The following is a 20,301-nucleotide window of genomic DNA, read 5'->3' on the forward strand; positions in this document are numbered from 1 at the left end:
CACCGACTCTATGAGCCAGACATCAGGTGATCAGGATCCAACCACCGCAACAAGCGGCAACATCACCCTGACACTGAGCCGACTCTAAGGCACGGCGCCGGGTTCCAGCAGGGTCCTCATCTGCGCCGCGAAACGGTGGACCCGGAGGTGGACATTACCGGGACACCATGGGACCATTTACGAGACGATTTTTCTCGTAAATACAAGTTCCCGTTCTGTTCGCCGAAGGTTGCCGCCAGCGAGTTCGCTCTAGAAAGCGGCGAGCCGGCGCCGGATGTGGACAGTCGGGGAGCGGAGGTGCTGTTGATGCGCAACGTGTGCGTCATCACCGGCGGCGCAGGTGGCATCGGGCTTGCCGCAGCCAAGATCGTCGGACGCGACCGCCCAGTCGTTATCAGCGACATCAACCAGAACGCTCTTGACGCGGCCGCAGCCGAACTCGAGGCTGCCGGTGTCCCATGCAAGACAGTGGTGTGTGACGTCACAGAGCGCACATCGACCGCCGAATTAGTTGACGCTGCATCAGAATTCGGCATCGTGACGTCGCTCATTCACACCGCCGGCGTCAGCCCGAGTATGGGCTCCCCCGAACACATCGTCCGGATCAACGCCCTGGGCACCGTCCATGTCAACGAGGCCTTCTACCCGCTCGCGCATGACGGCTTCGCGACGGTCAACGTCGCGTCCATGGCCGCGCACATGTTCCCGCGCATCTTGATACCCAAGCGACAGTTCAAGACCGCCTTGCGCGACGATGACGTCTTCATGAAAAAAATGACGTCCGCGTGCAATGTCGTTCCGGCCAAGGCCAGGCCAGGCCTGGCGTACTCGATCAGCAAAAACTTCGTGACGTGGTACTGCGCCTCCCAAGCAGCCAGATTTGGCAGCCGCGGCGCCCGAATCCTGTCGGTCTCCCCGGGCACCATCGACACCGCGATGGGCCGTCTCGAAGAACAAACCGGATCAAGCGCCATCGCGCAGTGCGGTGCGCTCAAGCGCATCGGCCGGCCGGAGGAGGTCGCAGAACTGCTGGCATTCTGCGCGAGCGACAAAGCCAGCTATATCACCGGCATCGACATCCCCTGTGACGGTGGAGTTCTGGCTGTGATCGGTCTCAAAGATATGATTGCGGTGGCCCGTGTCACGTGAACGTGGTGGTGACAGCAACACCCCCAACCGGGCGATAGTGGTGATCGCAATCGGCCTCGCGCACTTCGTAGTTCCCGGAGCCTTCGACCCGATCAATCGGCTGGGCTTCCCGGCTCGCCCACGCACGTTCACCTTCATCAACGGTGCCATCGAAACCCTGATCGGAGTGCTGATGGCGATCCCACGGACCAAGAAAGCATCGACCATGGTGTCGGCCGGTTACGGCATCCACCTGGTTGCCAACATCATTCGAAGTCAGCGGCACGGCGTGTGATGGTTGGCCGAACCGCATCGAAAGGCTATTAGTGTCGATCCGCGAGAAAGCGCAAGCCGGGGTCGGGGCCGTCAAGCCGTTCGGTGACGCCGTCCGGATGAACGTCGCCGCGGCGATCCGGGTCCGCCGACGCGGTTATGACGGCTGGACCGGTGCGGTCAACACCGACTACGACCCGCAAGATCCAGCTACCGCCGCACAACCTTTCGACGCTTATCGCGCACTGCACCGGGGTGGGCGGGTACATTACAACCCCCGCCGGGCCACCTGGATCCTCAGTCGCCTCGACGACATACGGGCCGCGCTACGCGACACCGACACGGTCACCAGTACCGAAGGCGTTACCCGGCTGAGGTTTTCGGCACCCCTTGCCGTCCTGACCGACGGCGACGAACATACTCGGCTCCGGAAGCAGGTCCAGCCCGGGTTCAGCAGGGGCGCCATGGGAGCGTGGCGCCTCGTGGTCGAGAAGTTGGCCGAAGAACTGGTGGCCCGGGTCGTGGCCGAGCCCAGGTGCGATGTCGTGCAGCAGTTGGCGATACCGATGCCGATCCGCCTCATCGCTGAGATCCTCGGGGTACCCCCAGGGGATGTGGGCGATTTTCGGCGCTGGTCGGAAAACGCCGTGGGCATGATGGAATTACGCGCGACACCGGCGGGTCTGGCCGGAGCCGTGAAGTCCATGAACGCCATGGCCGCGTTACAACGCTATTTCACAAGACAATTTGCTGCAGGGGGGCTGAAAGGCTCGGGCACCGTGTTGGGCCGGCTGCTCGAGCACAACACCGACGGCAGCCTCACCGATCGCCAACTGCTGTTGATCGCGATTCACTTGCTGATCGCCGGCAACGAGACCACCACCAACCTGCTCGGCGGGATGTTCGACACGCTCGCGCGTCACCCCGAGCAATACGCGCTGATCCGCGCAAATCCCGATCTCATTCCCATGGCGGTCGAAGAGCAACTGCGAATTACGACGCCCATCCAGAACCTCTACCGCTACACCATCGCTGACTACCAGGTCGGCGATGTCACCATTCCCGCTGGATCACGCATCCTGCTCTCGTTCGGGGCGGGCAACCGCGACCCGTCGGTCTTCGACGATCCCGACGAATATCGGGCCGACCGTGACCCGCGTGCCCACCTGGCATTCGGGTACGGCGCGCACATGTGTCTAGGGGCGCCGTTGGCGCGCATGGAGGCTCACGCGGTGTTGCGGGAGTTGACGACCCACGTTGCGCGGATCGAACCTCTCGGTCCGACAACGTGGTCCACCCACAGTTCGCTGCGTGGACCGACACGACTGCCGGTCCGTCTGACACCGGCTTGATCGCCGATCCGCCTGGGTGTCAGCGGGATTCGACGACCTCCCTGATTCGTTCGAGGGTGGTGGTCATGTCTCGGATATTGCGCCTGCGGCGCAACTCGCCGAAGACGAACTGCACAAATCGCGGCATGCGAAAGTCCTTCACCCAGAACGACTCGGTGACATTGGTGCCCGAGGCCGTCGGTGTGAACCGGTAATGCCAGTTGTTCACCGCCGTGTTGCCGACCATCACCTGGAAGCCGAATTCACGGCCAGGCTCGCACGCGGTGATCCGACACGTCGTCCAGTAGATCGGGCCGATCTCGTTGCGTTTCACGTGACCGCGAAACCGCACGCCGACTGCCGGGCCGGTCGCTCCGTCGAGCCACTCAGCCTCAAACGTCTCCGGGGAGAAGCGACCGGTATTGCGGATATCGGCCACCAACCACCAGATGTCGTCGGGTGCCGCGTCCATGTGCACCGTCACCGACTCGCGCATCAGCTCGGCGCCCCCGCCGGCTGTCGCCGTGTCACGCTCATGGCCTGGGCCGCCCCGACCGGATTGCATCGACGGTCCACGGCGGCAGAATCGGTGCGCGCGTGAGGAAGTGGTCGTGCTGGCCCAGCGCCCGCAGCAACACCTGGATGCGTAGCGTGCAGCATCCGATGCGGACCGTTGCGAAGTTCTCGTACCAGTCGAGATTGTTCAGGCGCCGACCGATCATGTCTTGATAGCGGTCGATGACGTGGCTTCGGCTGTCGAATCCGGGAAGCTCCGGATCGGCGTCGATGCCATGTACCGCCAGCATCTGGCGCCGGGTCGCCAGCCACCAGCCGAAGTCGGCTTCGGCGGGACACAGGCACGCCTGTTCCCAGTCCAGCACGCCGACGATGTTGCCCTGGTCGTCGAAGATCATGTTCGACATGCGGGCATCGCCCCAGCACAGCGCCGGCTCGGCCTCGTCGTTCGGCAGATTGCCTGCCAGCCAGTCGAACGCGTCGAGCATCAAGTCGGGGACGTCATTGTCGGTGCCCCACAGGGCGTATTCGCGCCACCAGGTGACCTCGGCGGCGGTCCCGGTACCGGTGGGGCGTTGCAGCCACGGCGCCCGGTCTGGCGGAACGCGTTGCAGCGCAGCAAGAGTAGACAAGAATCCATCGTGCGCACGGCGCTGAACATCCACGGTGGCGTCGTGCAGCCAGCCCTTTCGCGCATAGGTCATATCGCCGGGTATGTGGCCAAGAATGCGGGGCATCACCAGAAATTTGGAACCGATCCATCCGGTGTCGGGTTCGTAGTGCAGGGGGGAGGGCGTCGTGACGCCGTAACCGCGCACCAGGTCTTGGGTGCGGGTTTGTCCTTCGAGGTCGTAGTCGGCGAACAGGCCGCCGCCGGCCGGTGGGATGCGCACGATGTACTCATGTGTGCCCTGGGCGGTGGACACCGAGGCCAGCAGGCTCTCGCTCGACCAGCCGCCGGAGGCGTTGGCGACCGTGAGTGACACCGTGGCCGGCTGATCGAACTTGCCAGAGAACCAGCGTCCGAGTTGCCGCTGGGTGGCAGCGAAGTCGCGCTGGGCAAGGGTCAATCCGGCCATGCCCAACTTTTACATAGCATAGGAGGCATGTAAAGCTGTGCGTTTTTACGGCGGTCCGATGGAATGTGACAGCTGGGAGCGGCGAGCTCGGAGGCGCGCGCTGGGGTTCGGCACCACACGCTTGCTCTGTTCGACGTCCATCGGCGCCCGCGCACCTTTACATCCTGGGTAGTAAATGTCACACTGGGGCTCGGCTACTGCCAGACGTGGGCGGGTGTCCAAGCGACGATCTTGCGCCGGCGCCTGCGGTGGGCAACGTGCAAGCGAGTGGTCGGCGCCGGCGGCCGCCAATCTGCGACCGATATCACCGAACAACCCAAGACACTGTTGGAGTCCAACGAGGGGAGTAGCTTAATGAGTCCGACCGACACCACCGCTCCCAATTCGGCCGTGCACTTCGATCCATTTTCCGACGATTTTTTCAACGGGCCATTTGAAACGTACCGACGGCTACGCAACGAGGCACCCGTCTATCACCAGGAGCAGTACGGCTTTTGGGCGCTGTCGCGCTACGAAGACGTCGCCCCGGCGATGAAGGACCATGAGACGTACTCGTCGGCGAAAGGTGTCAGTCTCGACCATTTCACTAATCCGGAGCAGCTGGAAAACCTGCCGGACCTGATCATCATGATGGACCCGCCCGACCACACCCGGATGCGGAAACTGGTCAATAAGGTGTTCACACCTCGTGCAATTGCGGCCATGGAACCGATGATCCGCACCACGATAAGGCAATTCGCCGAGCGCCTCGATCAGCACAACTTCGATGCGGTCGCCGAGTTCTCCGCACTGTTTCCCGTGGAAGTCATCAGCGAGATGCTCGGTGTTCCCCCGGGCGACCGTCAGCAACTCCGACTCTGGCTCGACAAAACGCTGGAACGCAAGCCCGGCGAGTTCCGCACCTCAGCCGAAGGCATGCAAGCCGCGATCGAATCGGGCATTTATTATCTCGATCTCGTACAGAAGCGGCGCGCTCACCCGCAGGACGACATGATCAGTCAGCTCACCCAGGTCGAGGTCGAGCGTCAGGGAGACGAGTCCGCCGGCTTGACCGATATCGAAATCGTCGGGTTTCTTTCGCTTCTCGGTGGTGCTGGCGCCGAAACGGTCACCAAGGCGATTGGCAACGCTGTGGTCAACTTCGCCGCCAACCCCGATCAGTGGAAGATGCTGCGCGAGGACCGCAGCAAAATCCCCGCGGCGTTTGAAGAAGTGCTGCGCTACGAGGGTCCGTCCCAGTACAACATCCGCTACAGCATGCGTGACGTCACCTTGCACGGCACTACGATTCCTCATCACAGCCCGGTGATGCTGATCAACGGTTCGGCCACCCGTGACGAGCGCCAGTTCCGCGACCCCGATCGGTTCGACATCACGCGTAAGCCTTCCGGCCACAATCTGGGTTTCGGCTACGGAGTCCACAGCTGCCTGGGCGCGGCACTGGCGCGGATGGAAGGGCGCGTTGCACTCGACATCATGGCCGACAAAATGGCTGAGTTCGACGTCGACGCATCGTCGTTGCGCCGGGTGAACATGACCAACGTGATGGGCTACTCCCACGTCCCGGTCCACGTGATCACATGAGACTGCGAGAACGCTGAGCATGCGTACCGCAATCACCGAGATGTTCGGCATCGACTTCCCGCTGTTCGCGTTCAGTCACTGCCGCGACGTCGTTGCCGCGGTGACCAACGCAGGCGGCATGGGAGTGTTGGGCGCCGCTGCGCACACCCCGGAACATCTCGAACAGCAGCTGGCGTGGATCGACGCCAGCGTCGACGGTAAGCCGTACGGGGTCGACATCGTCATGCCGGCGTCCTACACGGGACGCGGTGAAGTCAGTGCCGAGAACCCGCGCGATGACTTCGTCAGAATGATTCCCGATGCGCACAAGCGATTCGTCAACGATCTCTTGGCCATTCACGGGGTGGCGCCGATCGAGAGCTTCGACGCCTCCGTCGACGCGACCGGACTCAGCCACGAGGGCGCCAACCGTCATCTGGAAGTCGCATTCGACCACCCGATTGCATTGCTGGTCAATGCGTTAGGACCGATGCCCAGCCACGTATGTCAAGCCGCACACCAGCGTGGCATCAAGACCGCCGCACTAGTCGGCAGTGTCGAACATGCCCGCCGTCAGGTCAGCGCAGGCGTGGATTTCATTGTCGCGCAGGGTACTGAGGCGGGCGGGCATTGCGGCGAGATCACCACCATGGTGCTAGTTCCCGACGTGGTCGACGCGGTCGGGGCGGTTCCGGTGCTGGCCGCCGGTGGCATCGGCAGTGGCCGGCAGGTCGCCGCGGCGCTCGCGCTTGGCGCGGCGGGCGTGTGGACGGGGTCGATCTGGCTGACGACCGCCGAAAGCGACACCGCGCCCGTGGTCAAGGAGAATCTCCTGGCGGCAGCGGCGACCGACGCGGTACGGTCACGCGCGATCACCGGTAAGCCATGCCGACAATTGCGTACCGCGTGGACTGAGGCATTCGACAGTCCCGATTCCCCAGGCGCGTTGCCAATGCCGTTGCAAAGCATGCTTTTTGCGCCGGCCAACGACCGAATTCACGCCGCCAACGCCCGTGCGCTCGCCGGTGAAGCCGTCGGCCAAGTCGTCGGGAGAATGTACACACAGCGGCGCGCCGCCGACGTCTACGTCGATCTCATCCGCGAAGCCCTCGACACTGTCGAGGGTTTGGAAAGCGCGTTTCACTCATGAAATTGATTCTGTGTCTTGAAAACACAGCAGACATCCCCGGCAGGGGAGGGGCTGGTGAGTAAAGATCTCAACTCAACCGAGGTCGGCCGGTGGGACGAGCAAGTCGCCAAGAGGCTGGCGCATTCGGTGGGAAGACCGGTTCGGGCCTACTTCCGTTCGCAGGTCCACGGATTCGAGCATTTTCCGACCACCGGCCGGGCGTTGGTGGTTTCCAACCACTCCGGTGGCATGTTCACACCTGACATCTTGTTGTTCGCCCCAGCTTTCTACGAGCATTTCGGTTATGACCGTTCCGTCTACACCCTGGCCCACGACACGGTGTTCATCGGACCATTCAACGAGTGGCTTCCCCGAGCCGGGGTGATACACGCAACCAGGGGCAACGCCGCGGCGGCACTAGAGGCCGGGGGCGTGGTTTTGGTTTTCCCCGGCGGCGACCACGATTCATACCGCCCGACGTCAGCATCGACGACAATCGATTTCAACGGTCGCACGGGCTACGTGGCGACCGCTGTGCAGGCTGGCGCGCCGATTGTGCCGATGGTGTCGATTGGCGGCCAAGAGACGCAACTCTTCTTGACTCGCGGCCGCTGGCTGGCGAACCGACTGGGCCTGCACCGCGCGAGAATGCAAGCTCTGCCCATTACGTTCGGCTTTCCGTTCGGGCTGAGCATGTTCATCCCGCCCAACCTTCCGCTGCCGAGCAAGATCGTCAGCCGAGTACTTCCCCCCATCGACATTGCCGCTCAATTCGGAGACGATCCCGATGTGGCCGAAGTGGACGCACATGTCCGATCGGTGATGCAGATCGCGCTGCATGAACTTGCCCGGCAGCGCCGGTTTCCCATTGTGGGATGACAGCCCCGAGCCTCCCATGCTGTGCCGTGGCGAGTTGATTCCGTCCCCTTTCGAGCGACAGCGGGACGACATGGTGGTCCGGCGAGAAGGGTGGCCTTGCGAAAGCGGCCGGGTCGGCACAGCGGTTCCGAGGTTTACATATAGATCGCTATATGTAACAATCTGACCTGCTGCTGTGAGCGGTATGAGTGCGAGTGAGTTCGCGTCCAAGGAGGCACATGTCCGAGACCGTGCTGGTCACGGGTGCCTTCGGTCTCGTCGGCACCGCCACGGTTAAAGAACTGGCCGCGCGTGGGCACCAAGTGGTGGCCACCGATCTCGGCTCGCCCGCGAACCGCAAGGCCGCGGCGAAGCTACCGCCTGGCGCGCAGAGTCGTTGGGCCGATCTGACTGACTCCGATCAGGTATCGGAACTCCTGACAGCGACGGCTCCGGCGTCGATCGTTCACCTTGCCGGTGTCATTCCACCGCAGATTTACCGCAGCCCCTCACTGGCCCGTAGGGTCAACGTCACCGCAACCGCCACTCTGGTTGACGCGGCTGAAAAGCTCTCCACCTCAACACGATTCGTTCTGGCCTCGAGCAACGCCGTGTACGGGTCACGTAATCCCCACCGCCACCTCGATCGGCTGTCGGCGGACACTCCGGAACGGCCCGTCGATCTCTACGGTGGCCACAAGCTGGAAGCCGAAAAACGAGTTCGTGCCGCGGCGCTCGACTGGGTGGTGCTCCGGCTCGGCGGTGTCTTCAGCCCCGACCCATGGGCAATGCCGTTCAGCGCCGACGCCCTATTCTTCGAGAGCGCGGTGCCCGCGGACGGACGTATGCACGCCGTCGATGTACGCGACGTTGCGTCCGCCTTCGCCGCCTCGTGCGAAGCGGATGTCGTCGGCAGCGTGCTGTTGATCGGCGGTGACGACTCGCATCTGCTCCGCTACGGCGACGTCGGACCGGACCTCACCGCAGCGCTCGGCCTGGGCGACGTCCTGCCGCACGGCCGCCCCGGTAATCCCGACAGCGACGACGACTGGTTCGTGACCGACTGGATGGATACCGCGCCCGCGCAACGAGCGCTGTCATTCCAGCAACACACCTGGCCGCAGCTGCTCGAAGACATGGGTGCAGCAGCGGGCTGGTTGCGCCACACCTTGGGCTGTGTCGGGCCGTTGGCCAGATTCGTGTTGCACAGGCAGGCGGCCTATCGCGACCGACCCGGGCCCTACGCCGACCCGTGGGCTGCATTCCGGGCGCGGTTCGGAGACCCCGGACTAGACCGTGGCTCGGGATCGCAGTGATGCCGGACCCTCAAATGTTCCCGTCGCTAAGATCAGACCTTTGCCGGGCGAGCGCCTCGCGCCGCCGATCGCCGGCATCGACGACCACGGCGGCGCCTTCGTTCAGGAAGTAGATCGGTTGATGTCTACCACGGTTGGTGACGGGCCGGGCACAGTCGCGGAAATGGTTCGAGCGCGCGAATCCAGCGATGAGGTAGGCCTGATTTATGGTGACCAGACGTGGACGTGGCGCCAGGTCGTCACTGAGGCCGCCTGTCGCGCCGAGTGGCTGTGCGACAGGCTCGATCCCGCTCGCCCACCACACGTAGGCGTGCTGCTGCCGAACGTGCCCGAGTATGTCTTCCAGATTTTCGGTGCCGCCTTGGCCGGTGCATGCATAGTCGGGCTCAACGCGACTCGCCCGAGCGCGGAGTTGGCCCGCGACATCGACCACACGGACTGCCAGTTTGTCATCGCGAACGGCGCATACGCCGCCCTGGTGAACGATCCGCTGCTGGTCGAGGACGAGCCGTGGGCACCACACGCCGGAGCAGCGCTGCCGGACACCGACCCGCCGCGGTCGGCGCTGATGTGCCTGCTGTTCACCTCGGGCTCCACCTCCGCCCCCAAAGCAGTGCTGCGCAGCCAGGGCCGGACTGCGGACGCGGCGAGAATGGGTCTTCGTCCCAAAGACACCGTGTATTGCCCGATGTCGTTGTGTCATGGAAATGCGCTGTCGTCCACGCTGTTTCCCGCGCTCGCCGGTGGAGCCCGTGTGTTGTTGCGCGACCGATTCTCGGCGACGGCATGGCTGCCCGATGTACGGCGACATGACGTGACGTTCACGGCCACCGTCGGACGAGCACTTGGTTACATATTGGCGACACCGCCTACGCAGCACGACCGCGACCATCGATTGCGTTTTGTACTGGCTCCTGAAGCGTCGCCGCGTGACATGTCCGACTTCGTTAATCGCTTTGGCGTCAAGGTGATTTCGGGGTATGGGTCCAGCGAGGGCGGCATCATGCTGATGCCAGCGCAGAAACCGGGTTCACTCGGCGTCGCCCGGGACGGCGATGACATCGCTGTCGTCGACGCGTCAGGTGGGCAATGTCCGACAGCTCAGTTCGGTCCGGACGGCCAGCTCCTCAACTCTGAGCACGCGATCGGCGAGTTGGTGCGGCGCAATCCCGCCGGAGCATTCGAAGGCTACTGGAAAAATCCCGAAGCCGAGGGCGAACGATTGCGGGGTGGCTGGTTCTGGTCGGGAGACCTTGCCTACCGAGACGGCGACGGGGTGTTCTGGTTTGCAGGCCGAGTCGGCGACTGGTTGCGGGTCGACTCGGAGAACTTTGCGGCCTCACCCGTTGAACGGATACTTGTCCGCTACGACGATGTAGCCGCGGTGGCGGTGGTCGGAGTTCCCGATCCGCTGGCGGGCGACCAGGTGATGGCTGTCATGGAGTTTGCGCAGGGACGCGAGTTCGATGCCGATGACTTCGTGAAATTCCTGGATGCACAACGTGATATGGGATCGAAGTGGGCGCCCAGATTTGTCCGTTTCTCGCGGGGGCTTCCGATCATCGGCAACTCGAAGGTCAACAAGCGGCAGCTTCGCCGCGAGGCGTGGGTCTGTGCGGACCCGGTGTGGTGGCGGCCGCCGCGCACCCACACCTATACGTTGATGACGGAAATGGATCGTGAGATCCTTCGCCGAGAATTCTTGTCGCACGGCCGCATCGGCGCGCATCCCGATCCCGCGGTGTAATCGTCATAAGTACGTCGTCCCGACGAAATGAGGAGGCCTGGTGCCGGTACATTACGAGCTTGGAGCGCGCCCCGGTGCCGAGCATGTCGCGCTGATCACTCTTGATCGGCCGGAAGCCAAGAATGCGTGCGACCTCGAGCACTTTCATCAACTGGCGCAGGCGTGGAAACGCTTCGATGGCGATGACGCCGCGTGGGTGGCGATCTTCACCGGCGTACAGCGGTCGTTTATGTCCGGCGCGGATCTCAAGACTTATGTTCCCGAAATCACCGCATTGTCGAAGAAGATCCAGGCCGGTGAGGCGACGACGGTAGACGGCTATTCGTTGTCCGACGGCACCGATGCGGTGTTGCGCGGCAGCAAGATCGACAAGCCGATCATCGCCGCGATCAACGGGCCCTGCGTGGCCGGCGGGATGGAGATGCTGGGTGGCGTCGACATTCGGGTCGCCAGCGAGCACGCCACCTTCGGTGTTCTCGAGCCGGCGCGAGGATTGTTCGCCGGTGGCGGCACCACCGTGCGCCTGCCCCGCCAGGTTCCGTACGCGCATGCCATGGAGTTTCTCCTGTGCGCCGACCGCGTCGATGCGCAGAAGGCTTTTGACATGGGCTTGCTCAACGCGGTCGTTTCCGAGGATGCGTTGCTGGACACCGCATTCGACTACGCGGCGCGGATCACCAAAAACGCGCCCCTTGCGGTGCGGGCGACCAAGCGCAGCGTCATCGAGGGACTCAAACTCAACATGCGTGAGGCCTATCGCAACGAAGCAGCCATCTCGAAAGAGATATTCGGCACCGAAGACGCCAAGGAGGGGCCCCGGGCGTTCGCGGAGAAGCGAGCGCCGCGATGGTCGGGTCGCTAGAAGCCAGGCGTTTATTCGTTGACGATGACCGTCCGGACGCCGCGGCCGGCGGTCAAGTCCGCGAATGCCTCGTTGACGTCCTCGAGTGGGACGCGCCGGGTCAAGAGGTGCTGGAGCGGCAACTTGCCCGTGCGCCACAGGTCGAGCAGCAGAGGGAAGTCGCGCCCCGGCACGACGGACCCGTACTGACACCCGACCAGCGATTTGGCATCCATGAACAGCCGATACGGCGACAGTGAGAGACTGTCCTCCGGCATCGCCGCTCCGACGACGCAGGTGGTCCCGCCCCGGCGGGTGGCCCGAATTGCCGTGTCGATCACCGCACTTCGGCCGACCGCTTCAAACACCGTGTCCGCGCCCCGGCGTCCAGTCAGGCCCTTGACCTGGATCGCCACATCGCCGTCGCCGGGATCCACCACCTCGGTCGCGCCCAAGGCAGTGGCCAATTCCCGCCTCTGCCGCACCGGATCCACGGCGATGACTGTTGCCGCGCCGCGCACCACCGATGCCATCAGCGCCGCGAGACCGACGCCGCCCAGCCCGATGACCGCGACGGAGCTCCCGTGCTCGACAGGAGCGGTATTGAAGGCCGCGCCCGCGCCGGTGGCGACACCGCACCCGACAAGCGAGGCGATGTCGAGCGGAATGTCTTTGGGAATCGGAATAACCGCGCGGCCAAGGCAATTGGATGCGGTGGCGAAGCTGGACACCCCCATTGACGTAAACAAAGCGGTGCCGGTGTGATCACACGCATACGGCATCGAATAGCTGTCGGCGATGGCGTTGCGGCACAGGTGTACTTCGCCCCGAGAGCAGAACCAGCAGTGTCCGCAGGCAGCCGTCCAGGCAATCACCACATGGTCGCCAGGCTCGACGTGGTGCACCTCTGCGCCCACCTCCTCGATGACGCCGGCACCTTCGTGACCGAGGACGCATGGTGTCCCCGCCGGCAGGGCACCGGTCGCTTGCGAGAGATCTGAATGGCAGACCCCGCTGGCTGCGATCCGGACTCGCACCTGGTTCGCGGCGATCGGCGCCAGGACGATGTCCTCGATCCCCAGGGGCCTGCCGATCTCTCGCAGCACCGCCGCGCGTTCACCCACTATGGCCTCCCGAACTTGCGAAGTGACTTTCTATCAGCGTTCGAATATATTCGAACACTGGTAGAAACGGCTAGGAGGTAGCTGCCAACAATGCCCGGAACCGCTGCAGCACCACGCCGCGCCTACGGTGAGCTCGACCGCGAACGAGTCGTCGCCGGCCTGCTCACCCTCGCACGGCGCGTCGGGGTGCAGCGTGTCACGATGCGCGAACTCGCCAACGAACTGGGCGCGGCGGCTCCCTCGGTGTACTACCACGTGCCCGGAAAACGCGCCGCGCTGAACCTGCTCGCCGAGGCCGTGCTCGCCGACATCCCGGAACCGAGACCGGGCCGTTGGGATGAACGAATCGTCGAGTTGTACGTGTCGTCGCGCGCGGTGCTGCGGACGGTGCCCGGTATCGCGGCGGTACTGCAGACCAACGGCGACGGCGCGTCGGCTCGCAGGCTCGACCAGTCGAGCCGCTCACTGGTCGCCCGAGCCGGCCTGGCCGCGGCGGATGCGGACGCCTCGCACATGGTGTTGTACACGTACCTGCTCGGGTCGGTCAGTCTCGAGGAGACCCGTCCGATCACGGTCAAGCGGCCCACCGAACGACAGGCGGCGGCGCGGTTTCGCGCCGGTCTCGACGTGATCGTGGCAGGGATCCACGCGCTGGTCGGTGCGACGTGAGCGGCCGTGGACCCAGACTGATCCGCTCGCTGGTGGCCGAACAACACGGAAGCGCGTCCGATCGCGATGCTGCCACTGTCTTGGATCCCGACACCTACATCCACGGGGCGCCTTTCGCCGAGCTGGCACGGCTGCGAGCGAGCGCCCCCGCGCACCCGGTGTCGTTGCCCGGGTTGCCGCGGGCGTGGCTGCTGACCAAACACGCCGACGTAGTGCGCGTGAGCCGGGACACCGAGACGTTCAGCAGCGCAACGGGCAACACGCTGGTGGAAGTGGAGGCAGGGCCCTCGTCGGCGATGCTGCCAGGTATCGATCCGCCTCGACATGTGCGTTGCCGCAAGCTGATCAACCAAGGTTTCACCGCCCGCAACGTCGCTCGCCTGGAGTCCGGCATGCGCAGGGTTGCGCGCCGAATAGTCGGCGACATCACCGAAAAAGGTGAATTCGACGCCGTCACCGACATCGCGGCGGAGATGTCGCTGCAGGTGATCGCCGAGGTCTTGGGAGTACCAGCTGAGGACCGCATGGACGTCTTTCGATGGAGTAACGCTATCGGCAGCCTCGGCATCGAGGATCCGGATTACGCGCCGACACCGGATGCGCTGACTGAAGCAGCGACCGAGATGTTCCGCTACTGCGGCGAATTGGTCGAGAATAGGCGCGCCCATGGTCTTACCGATGACATCCTGTCGGCGTTGCTGGCCGCGGAGCTGGACGGGGAGAAGCTCAGCGGCGACCAACTCAACGAGTTCTTTCTGTTGCTGGCGATCGCCGGTAATGAGACGACGCGAAACACGATCAGCCACGGCATCATTGCGTTGTCCGAGAATCCAGAGCAGCGGGCACTGCTGGCACGAGATCGAGCAGCGATCGGCAAGGCCGTCGAGGAATTGCTGCGCTGGGCCACCCCGGTGATGCACTTCCGCCGGACGGTGACCCGCGACGTAGAGATCGCCGGTCGATCCATTCCAAAGGGGGATTGGGTTCTTATGCACTACCTGTCGGCCAACCGCGACGAGGATGTCTTCGCGCGTCCCGGCGAGTTCGACATCCGGCGCACGGACCTCGGTCATGTCGCGTTCGGCGGCGGGGGAACGCACTTCTGCCTGGGCGCGCAACTGGCGCGGCTCGAGCTCAGGGTGTTGCTGGAGGAGCTGTATTCAGGCTTGCCCGGGCTGGCGGTAGCCGGCGAACCCGTTCGGTTGCGTTCGTCGTTCTTTCACGGCATAAAACAGCTGCCCTGCACGACGGGATCGGTCGCGTGAGCTCTCGTCCGGACCCGAGGCAACTGTGCATTATCGGCGCCTCCCAGCACACGGTCCGTGATGCCGCTGCGCCCCAACCCCTGGCCAGCTGGGCTGAGCGCGCCCGCGAAGCCATCAGCGGTATCGCGGGAGATGTTCTGCGGCAGCTGGATTCGCTGCAGGTGGTGTATTGCCAGAGCTGGCCGTACGACGATCCGGTGGCGCGGCTGGCCGAGGCGCTCGGTGCCTCGCCGCGCCACCGCCACTATTCCGGGATCGGCGGTACCACGCCACAGGATCTTGTGTGCAGAACCGCGGAGGCGATGCACCGCGGGGAGATCGACCTTGCCATGGTGTGCAGCGCGGAAGCGCTGGCGACCACGCGGGCGGCCAAGAAACGCGGTGAGCGATTGCCGTGGAGCCACCGGAAGTCGACGCCGTTCCCGTGGGAGCCACCGCACGCCTCCGAACTCGCGCACGAAGTGTTCCAAGCCTGGGAAACGTTCCCGCTGTGGGACACCGCGCGACGGGCGCGGCTCGGCACGCCACTCGTCGACGACGCCGCCGAAGCCGCTACCCTGATGTCGGCCATGAGCGCCATCGCTGCGGCCAACCCGCACGCCTGGCGTCCGCGTGCGCTGGATCCTGCGACGATCGGGACGCCCACGCCCGAGAACCGTTATGTGGGATGGCCTTACACCAAGCACGAGGTCGCGGTGATGGACGTCGACATGTCGGCGGCATTGCTGCTGGCGACCGCCGAGAAGGCCGACGCCCTGGGGGTGGACGACGGGCAGCGGCTGTATCTGACCGGATGGGCCCACGCCGATGACCCGGCCAGCATTGCCGCACGCACCGATATGTCCCGCTCGGCGGCGATGGCGGTCGCCGGTGAAGGTGCGCTCGGTAGCGCCGGCGTCGGCCTCGACGACATCGACGTGTTCGAGCTCTACTCGTGCTTTCCCTCTTCGGTCCGGTTCGCCTGCGACGCTTTGGATCTGGCGATTGACGATCCGCGCGGGCTCACTGTGACCGGCGGACTTCCCTACGCAGGCGGGCCCGCCAGCGGCTACCTGACGCACGCGATCGCGAGCGCATACGATCGGCTGCAGCGGAATCCCGGACGTGCGCTGGTGACCGGGGTCGGCATGCACATGGCCAAGCACTGTGCGGCCGTGTGGTCGTCCACTCCCGACACCGGCCTGCGGACGGCACCGGCAGATCCGGGTGAGGTGCAGGCGTCCGCCGATCAACGCCAGTCGCTACAGCCGCTGCTGACGGCATGGGCAGGCCCGGCGACGGTGGCCGCCTACACGGTGGCACACGGCCGCGACGGGAGCCCGCAGCAAGGTCTTGTCGTGCTCGACACCGACGACGGACGTGCGCTGGCACGCATCCACCAGCCAGAGCTGTTGGTTGACGCGGAATCTCGCGAACTCGTCGGCCAGGCGGTGCGGGTGACCACCGATGGCAAGCGCAACGAGGCGACCTGGTGACCGCGCGACAGACTTGGCGCCCTCCGCGCCGACCGCGCAGGTTTTCTGCGACGTCGACGCTGCGGATTCAGGGAACCAAGTGTTTACGTCTGAGGTGAGGTTTGTAATACAGTCTGAAGTCGAGCCGTCGGGCGGCTCGGAGAGGACGATCGCGTGACCGACGTTGCGCCGTTGACATTCGGCGACATGGACGACCACTCCCGTCCGTTGGCAATCCTGGTTCATGGATTTCCCGATACGCCTTACACGTGGCGGTATGCGGGCCCCCGGCTCGCCGATCACGGATACCGCGTCGTCGCGCCGTGGTTACCGGGTTACACCGGCCCGCTGGACACTCCGGTTAGCGCCGGTACCTATGTGCGCGCAATCCTGCAGGTGCGCACCGACTTTGCAGGTGATGAACGCACCCTGCTGGTCGGCCATGACTGGGGGGCCAACGCCGGCTACGGCGCCGTGGCGACCGCGCCTGGCGACTTCCGGAAATTCGTCGCGCTAGCTGTGCCGCCCACCGCAGCCCTCGGAAATGGAATCTTTGAATACCACCAGCTCAAGCGTTCGTTCTACATTTGGTTCATCCAACAGGTCGGGCTGGCGGAAATGGCGCTGGTGCAGCCGGGTTTCTGGGAGGCGCTGTGGGCGGACTGGTCGCCGGGATACAACGCGAGCGATGATATCGCCGAGCTCAGGCGGCACGTGACGGTGGATAACATCTCGGCCGTAATCAGCCCCTATCGCGCATCGTTCAACCCAGATTTCACCGATCCGTCGGCCGAAGCCGAAACGGCGGCCACGATGAGTCCGCCGCCTGTCGCGACGTTGTGCCTGCACGGCGCCCGCGATGGAGCGGTCGGGGCGGATTTGCTCGCCGACGTCGCCCCGCACCTGCCTGCGAGCGGATCGGCGTTCAAGCTGGTCGACGGTGTCGGGCACTTCCTGCATCTCGAGGATCCCGACGGGATCTGGCTGCGGATAAAAGAATGGCTGGACGGCTAGCTGCTAGCTGGCGGCCGTCGAGTTGCGGCGCGTCAGACGGCGGCGGCCCGGCTCCAAGCCGGCCGCGTGGCGTAATTCGGCGAGGAATCGATCCGGACTACCTCCGCCCAGCACGTAGTGGCTCATCGCGATGCGGACGACAGCTCCCGCAGCGATATCGCTGTGTTCCCCGGGGATGATCTTGGCAATCGATCGATGCAGTGTGGGCATGGTGCGCCGCATCTGGTGCAGGACATGTTCGGGTTCGACTTCGGCCAGTGAGTGCAATGAATACGACGTTTGGAAGTCCACGATGAATACCAATGCGGCCTCAAGTCGGTCAGCCCCACTGAGACCGGCGATCGCCGCGGTAATCCCCGCGTCGAAATTGTCTTGCTCGTAGAGCCCAAAAGCTTCGAGAAGCCCCTCCTTGGAGCCGAAGTAACGGTAGAGGGTGGGCCGGGAGACGTCCGCCTCCGCCGCGACCTCCGAGAGCTGCAGACGGCGGCGTCCACTGCGCGCGAGGACAACGAAAGTCGCGTCCAGGATCCGTGTCCGAATTGACTGACCGGGATCGATCGACACCTTGTCAGCCCTCCTCTAGTTGTTTACATCTGACGGCTCAAATGTCACACTAAACGAGTGTATGCCACACACCCCTGTCAATGCACGGGTGACACCGCCGTCGAGGATAAGTGACGACGCGTTGGCGGTCTGCGCAGCGCATCAGGATAACGGCGGCGGACAACGTCGTCCCGGAGGTAACCACCGATGACCAAACTCGTGATCCGCAAGATACCGTGGGAGTTTGACGAAACCATCCCGTTCCTGTGGCAACCGGCGCATCCGAACTTCAGTATGTTCTGCGACGTTTTCACTTTCATTGCGGTGCCGTTCGAAAAGTACATCATCGCCGCGCTGCGTCAGGCTCAAGACCGCCTCGCCGAGGATGCCGGCGTCGCGGCAGAAGCGGAAGCCTTCCTCCGGCAAGAAGCGCAGCACGCCGCGGCGCACCGCAAACACATGAAGGCGCTCATTGCGAAATATCCTGGCCTAGAACAATGCCATGCCGACGCCACCAGCACCTACGAGCGCCTGATCGCGCAGCACCCGGTGGAGTTTCACGCCGCCTATGTCGCAAACCTCGAGGCGACCTTCACGCCTTTGTTCAAGGTGATCCTGGACAATCGGGAGACGTTGTTCGGCGGAGGCGACCCACGGGTTGCGTCGTTGATGGCGTGGCACTTCGTGGAGGAGATCGAGCACCGCAGTTCGGGGCTGATCCTCAACAACCACATCAATCGCGATCCATGGTATCGCGTGAAACTCATGCGCCAAACTTTCAAGCATGTCGGGGAGATGACCGACGCGATCGCGAAGCGGATAGACGAGGTGGTGCCTTTCGAGGACCGTAGAGTCTCCGCGACCGAGTTGCTGTCGGGAGGTCTTGTGAGTCGAGAATTGAAGGCACGGTTCAGCTTTGGGCGGCGGCAGAGGCGTGATTCCAATCTGCCAACGCTTTTCGATAACATTCCGGCGAAAGACCTGGCAAAGATGGCCTGGCGGTTGATGCTTTCGCAGACCCCCGGCCACGACCCGGCGGACCAACCCTTGCCGGCATGGGCGGATGTCTGGATGCGGTCCTACGACGAAGGTACGGATATGCGGACATTTTTCGGCTCGGCCGCCTCCACCGGAGATGCCTCGGCTACCGACGGTGCGCGTTGAGCCGGCGATAACGGGAGCCACTCCGATTAACCGGGACAACCTCTGAGCGAGAAATCGCCTGGTGACTCACTACGCTATTGCGCCTCGCGCACAAGCCCGACGAGAGGACATTGACGGTGTTGTCGACGAACTACGGTTCGCTGGTTGCAGAAGACGAGTTGTTGACACACCAAGTAGTCGACACTTTTGCCTCGGTGGCACAGTCGGATCCGTCGTGGACAGAAAAGATCTGGACCATGGCACACGCGCGTGACAACAGCCTGCAGGTTGTCCTCGGCGTCGGCAAATACACCAACCGCGGCGTGTTCGACGGCGCGGCCGGCGTCTGTCGGGGCAATGAGCAGTGGACCGTTCGGGCAGGGCGGCGGTTGTCGTCGGACCCGTCGGGCACGGACGTGGGACCCGTTCACTATGAGGTCGTGGAACCGCTCAAGTCGGTTCGGCTGACGCTGGATCCCAGCGAGCACGCACCCATCGCGTTCGACGTGCTGCTTGAGGGCGAGTTCCCACCGTCTCTGGAAGACCCGTGGCCAGATCGCAGTCCCGACGGCTACCGCGTCACGCATAATGTCTTGCGGTACCACCAGATCGGGGTGGCGTCGGGCTGGGTAGAGGTGGGCGGCGAGCGCACCGAGTTCGGCGTCGACGAATGGATGTCGATCAGGGACCATTCCTGGGGCCTGCGCCCAGGTGTCGGCAAGCCCATCCCCGGGCTGCCGCGACGGCCGCAGCACAAGATCGAGCAGATGTACATGACCTGGTCGCCGATGATGCTGACCCGTCCAGACGGCTCCAAATACTCGTTGTTCCTGTTTTACCAAGAAGAACGTGGTCCTGGATTCACCCAGATCCGGTCGCAGGCCGAGCAGCAGAACCGGGATGGCAGCTCATTCCGCTTTCTGTCAGCAGAGCAGGATCTGTACTTCGAGGACGCCAACCGCCAGTTCACCCACGGGACCATCGTGCTGACCGAGAACGACGGCACCAAACGCCCGCTGAAGCTCACGGCCGCGGGTCCGACCGGCTTCTATCTGGGCACGGCGGGGTATTACGGCTGGGATGACTGGGTGTATGGACAGTGGGTCGGCGATCTGAGAGTCGAGGGCAACCACGTCATCGACACCGACGCCCCGGAAAGCGCGCGCAAGTTGCACCAGCTTCGTGATCTCCTTGTCCGAGTGGAGGATCCGGTCGGTGGCGGTGTTGGGCTGGGTAACATCGAGACCTTTGCCATGGGTGCCTTCCCGGACAAGGGACTCACCGCGGAGAACTCATTCCTGTGACCAA

The 20,301-nt window shown here is 64.0% G+C and carries 19 protein-coding genes; 15 read left to right on the forward strand and 4 right to left on the reverse strand.

Annotated elements, in window-relative coordinates; translation table 11 throughout:
• The first annotated feature begins 147 nt into the window (after window positions 1–147).
• The 3 genes from OQ789_RS02880 (at window position 148) to OQ789_RS02890 (ending at window position 2,753) form a co-directional block, all read left to right on the forward strand.
• Complete coding sequence (locus OQ789_RS02880; protein ID WP_420716026.1) at window positions 148–1,149, forward strand: SDR family oxidoreductase; 1,002 nt, start codon at window positions 148–150, stop codon at window positions 1,147–1,149.
• The gene (locus OQ789_RS02885; RefSeq protein ID WP_324683378.1) at window positions 1,139–1,423 is read left to right on the forward strand and encodes a hypothetical protein; all 285 of its coding nucleotides are present in this window, start codon (window positions 1,139–1,141) and stop codon (window positions 1,421–1,423) included. The genes OQ789_RS02880 and OQ789_RS02885 overlap by 11 nt, the downstream gene beginning before the upstream one ends.
• 97 nt (window positions 1,424–1,520) lie before the next feature.
• Window positions 1,521–2,753: a cytochrome P450 gene (locus tag OQ789_RS02890; RefSeq protein WP_324683825.1), complete on the forward strand. Its 1,233-nt coding sequence runs from the start codon at window positions 1,521–1,523 to the stop codon at window positions 2,751–2,753.
• Between the two features lie 19 nt (window positions 2,754–2,772).
• Here OQ789_RS02890 and OQ789_RS02895 read toward each other — a convergent pair whose 3' ends face one another.
• Both OQ789_RS02895 and OQ789_RS02900 read right to left on the reverse strand, forming a co-directional pair.
• Complete coding sequence (locus OQ789_RS02895) at window positions 2,773–3,228, reverse strand: SRPBCC family protein (protein WP_324683380.1); 456 nt, start codon at window positions 3,226–3,228, stop codon at window positions 2,773–2,775.
• 37 nt (window positions 3,229–3,265) lie between these two features.
• A complete protein-coding gene (locus OQ789_RS02900) occupies window positions 3,266–4,327 on the reverse strand; it encodes a phosphotransferase family protein (protein WP_324683381.1) in 1,062 nt (353 codons plus the stop codon).
• Window positions 4,328–4,681: 354 nt separating this feature from the next.
• On the opposite strand from OQ789_RS02900, the gene OQ789_RS02905 reads away from it, so the two are divergent.
• From OQ789_RS02905 to OQ789_RS02930, 6 genes are all read left to right on the forward strand, one after another.
• Window positions 4,682–5,911, forward strand: coding sequence for a cytochrome P450 (locus tag OQ789_RS02905; RefSeq protein WP_324683382.1), 1,230 nt, complete (start codon window positions 4,682–4,684; stop codon window positions 5,909–5,911).
• A gap of 19 nt (window positions 5,912–5,930) precedes the next feature.
• On the forward strand, window positions 5,931–7,040 hold the full coding sequence (locus OQ789_RS02910) for a nitronate monooxygenase (protein WP_324683383.1): 1,110 nt from the start codon (window positions 5,931–5,933) through the stop codon (window positions 7,038–7,040).
• Between the two features lie 51 nt (window positions 7,041–7,091).
• Window positions 7,092–7,898, forward strand: a complete 807-nt coding sequence (locus tag OQ789_RS02915; protein WP_324683826.1) for a lysophospholipid acyltransferase family protein — start codon at window positions 7,092–7,094, stop codon at window positions 7,896–7,898.
• A gap of 218 nt (window positions 7,899–8,116) precedes the next feature.
• Window positions 8,117–9,193, forward strand: coding sequence for an NAD(P)-dependent oxidoreductase (locus tag OQ789_RS02920; RefSeq protein WP_324683384.1), 1,077 nt, complete (start codon window positions 8,117–8,119; stop codon window positions 9,191–9,193).
• Between the two features lie 163 nt (window positions 9,194–9,356).
• Window positions 9,357–10,940 carry an AMP-binding protein gene (locus tag OQ789_RS02925; protein ID WP_324683827.1) on the forward strand — a complete coding sequence of 528 codons (1,584 nt, stop codon included), beginning with the start codon at window positions 9,357–9,359 and terminating at the stop codon, window positions 10,938–10,940.
• 40 nt (window positions 10,941–10,980) lie between these two features.
• Window positions 10,981–11,802: an enoyl-CoA hydratase-related protein gene (locus OQ789_RS02930; RefSeq protein WP_324683386.1), complete on the forward strand. Its 822-nt coding sequence runs from the start codon at window positions 10,981–10,983 to the stop codon at window positions 11,800–11,802.
• An 11-nt stretch (window positions 11,803–11,813) separates the two neighbouring features.
• Here the strand turns inward: OQ789_RS02930 and OQ789_RS02935 are convergent, their stop codons facing one another.
• The gene (locus OQ789_RS02935; RefSeq protein ID WP_324683388.1) at window positions 11,814–12,905 is read right to left on the reverse strand and encodes a Zn-dependent alcohol dehydrogenase; all 1,092 of its coding nucleotides are present in this window, start codon (window positions 12,903–12,905) and stop codon (window positions 11,814–11,816) included.
• A gap of 90 nt (window positions 12,906–12,995) precedes the next feature.
• Here OQ789_RS02935 and OQ789_RS02940 point away from each other — a divergent pair, with 90 nt between their 5' ends.
• The 4 genes from OQ789_RS02940 (at window position 12,996) to OQ789_RS02955 (ending at window position 17,307) form a co-directional block, all read left to right on the forward strand.
• Window positions 12,996–13,574 carry a TetR/AcrR family transcriptional regulator C-terminal domain-containing protein gene (locus OQ789_RS02940; protein ID WP_324683389.1) on the forward strand — a complete coding sequence of 193 codons (579 nt, stop codon included), beginning with the start codon at window positions 12,996–12,998 and terminating at the stop codon, window positions 13,572–13,574.
• Complete coding sequence (locus OQ789_RS02945; RefSeq protein ID WP_324683391.1) at window positions 13,571–14,839, forward strand: cytochrome P450; 1,269 nt, start codon at window positions 13,571–13,573, stop codon at window positions 14,837–14,839. Before OQ789_RS02940 ends, OQ789_RS02945 begins: the two co-directional genes overlap by 4 nt.
• On the forward strand, window positions 14,836–16,314 hold the full coding sequence (locus OQ789_RS02950; RefSeq protein WP_324683393.1) for an acetyl-CoA synthetase: 1,479 nt from the start codon (window positions 14,836–14,838) through the stop codon (window positions 16,312–16,314). The genes OQ789_RS02945 and OQ789_RS02950 overlap by 4 nt, the downstream gene beginning before the upstream one ends.
• 153 nt (window positions 16,315–16,467) lie before the next feature.
• A complete protein-coding gene (locus OQ789_RS02955; RefSeq protein WP_324683394.1) occupies window positions 16,468–17,307 on the forward strand; it encodes an alpha/beta hydrolase in 840 nt (279 codons plus the stop codon).
• Between the two features lie 3 nt (window positions 17,308–17,310).
• On the opposite strand, the gene OQ789_RS02960 is transcribed toward OQ789_RS02955, so the two are convergent.
• On the reverse strand, window positions 17,311–17,871 hold the full coding sequence (locus OQ789_RS02960) for a helix-turn-helix domain-containing protein (protein WP_324683395.1): 561 nt from the start codon (window positions 17,869–17,871) through the stop codon (window positions 17,311–17,313).
• Window positions 17,872–18,057: 186 nt separating this feature from the next.
• On the opposite strand from OQ789_RS02960, the gene OQ789_RS02965 reads away from it, so the two are divergent.
• Window positions 18,058–19,014 (forward strand): metal-dependent hydrolase, encoded by a 957-nt coding sequence (locus tag OQ789_RS02965; protein WP_324683396.1) that lies wholly within the window; start codon window positions 18,058–18,060, stop codon window positions 19,012–19,014.
• Between the two features lie 116 nt (window positions 19,015–19,130).
• A complete protein-coding gene (locus OQ789_RS02970) occupies window positions 19,131–20,297 on the forward strand; it encodes a hypothetical protein (RefSeq protein WP_324683397.1) in 1,167 nt (388 codons plus the stop codon).
• Window positions 20,298–20,301: the final 4 nt, after the last annotated feature.

The organism is Mycobacterium sp. 94-17, assembly GCF_035617725.1.
GTDB lineage: Bacteria > Actinomycetota > Actinomycetes > Mycobacteriales > Mycobacteriaceae > Mycobacterium.

Coding starts and splice junctions, on each gene's coding strand:
- OQ789_RS02890 (WP_324683825.1), top strand. CDS start 1,521: ATGAACGTCGCCGCGGCGATCCGGGTCCGCCGACGCGGTTATGACGGC.
- OQ789_RS02895 (WP_324683380.1), bottom strand. CDS start 3,228: ATGCGCGAGTCGGTGACGGTGCACATGGACGCGGCACCCGACGACATC.
- OQ789_RS02900 (WP_324683381.1), bottom strand. CDS start 4,327: ATGGCCGGATTGACCCTTGCCCAGCGCGACTTCGCTGCCACCCAGCGG.
- OQ789_RS02905 (WP_324683382.1), top strand. CDS start 4,682: ATGAGTCCGACCGACACCACCGCTCCCAATTCGGCCGTGCACTTCGAT.
- OQ789_RS02910 (WP_324683383.1), top strand. CDS start 5,931: ATGCGTACCGCAATCACCGAGATGTTCGGCATCGACTTCCCGCTGTTC.
- OQ789_RS02920 (WP_324683384.1), top strand. CDS start 8,117: ATGTCCGAGACCGTGCTGGTCACGGGTGCCTTCGGTCTCGTCGGCACC.
- OQ789_RS02925 (WP_324683827.1), top strand. CDS start 9,357: ATGGTTCGAGCGCGCGAATCCAGCGATGAGGTAGGCCTGATTTATGGT.
- OQ789_RS02940 (WP_324683389.1), top strand. CDS start 12,996: ATGCCCGGAACCGCTGCAGCACCACGCCGCGCCTACGGTGAGCTCGAC.
- OQ789_RS02965 (WP_324683396.1), top strand. CDS start 18,058: ATGACCAAACTCGTGATCCGCAAGATACCGTGGGAGTTTGACGAAACC.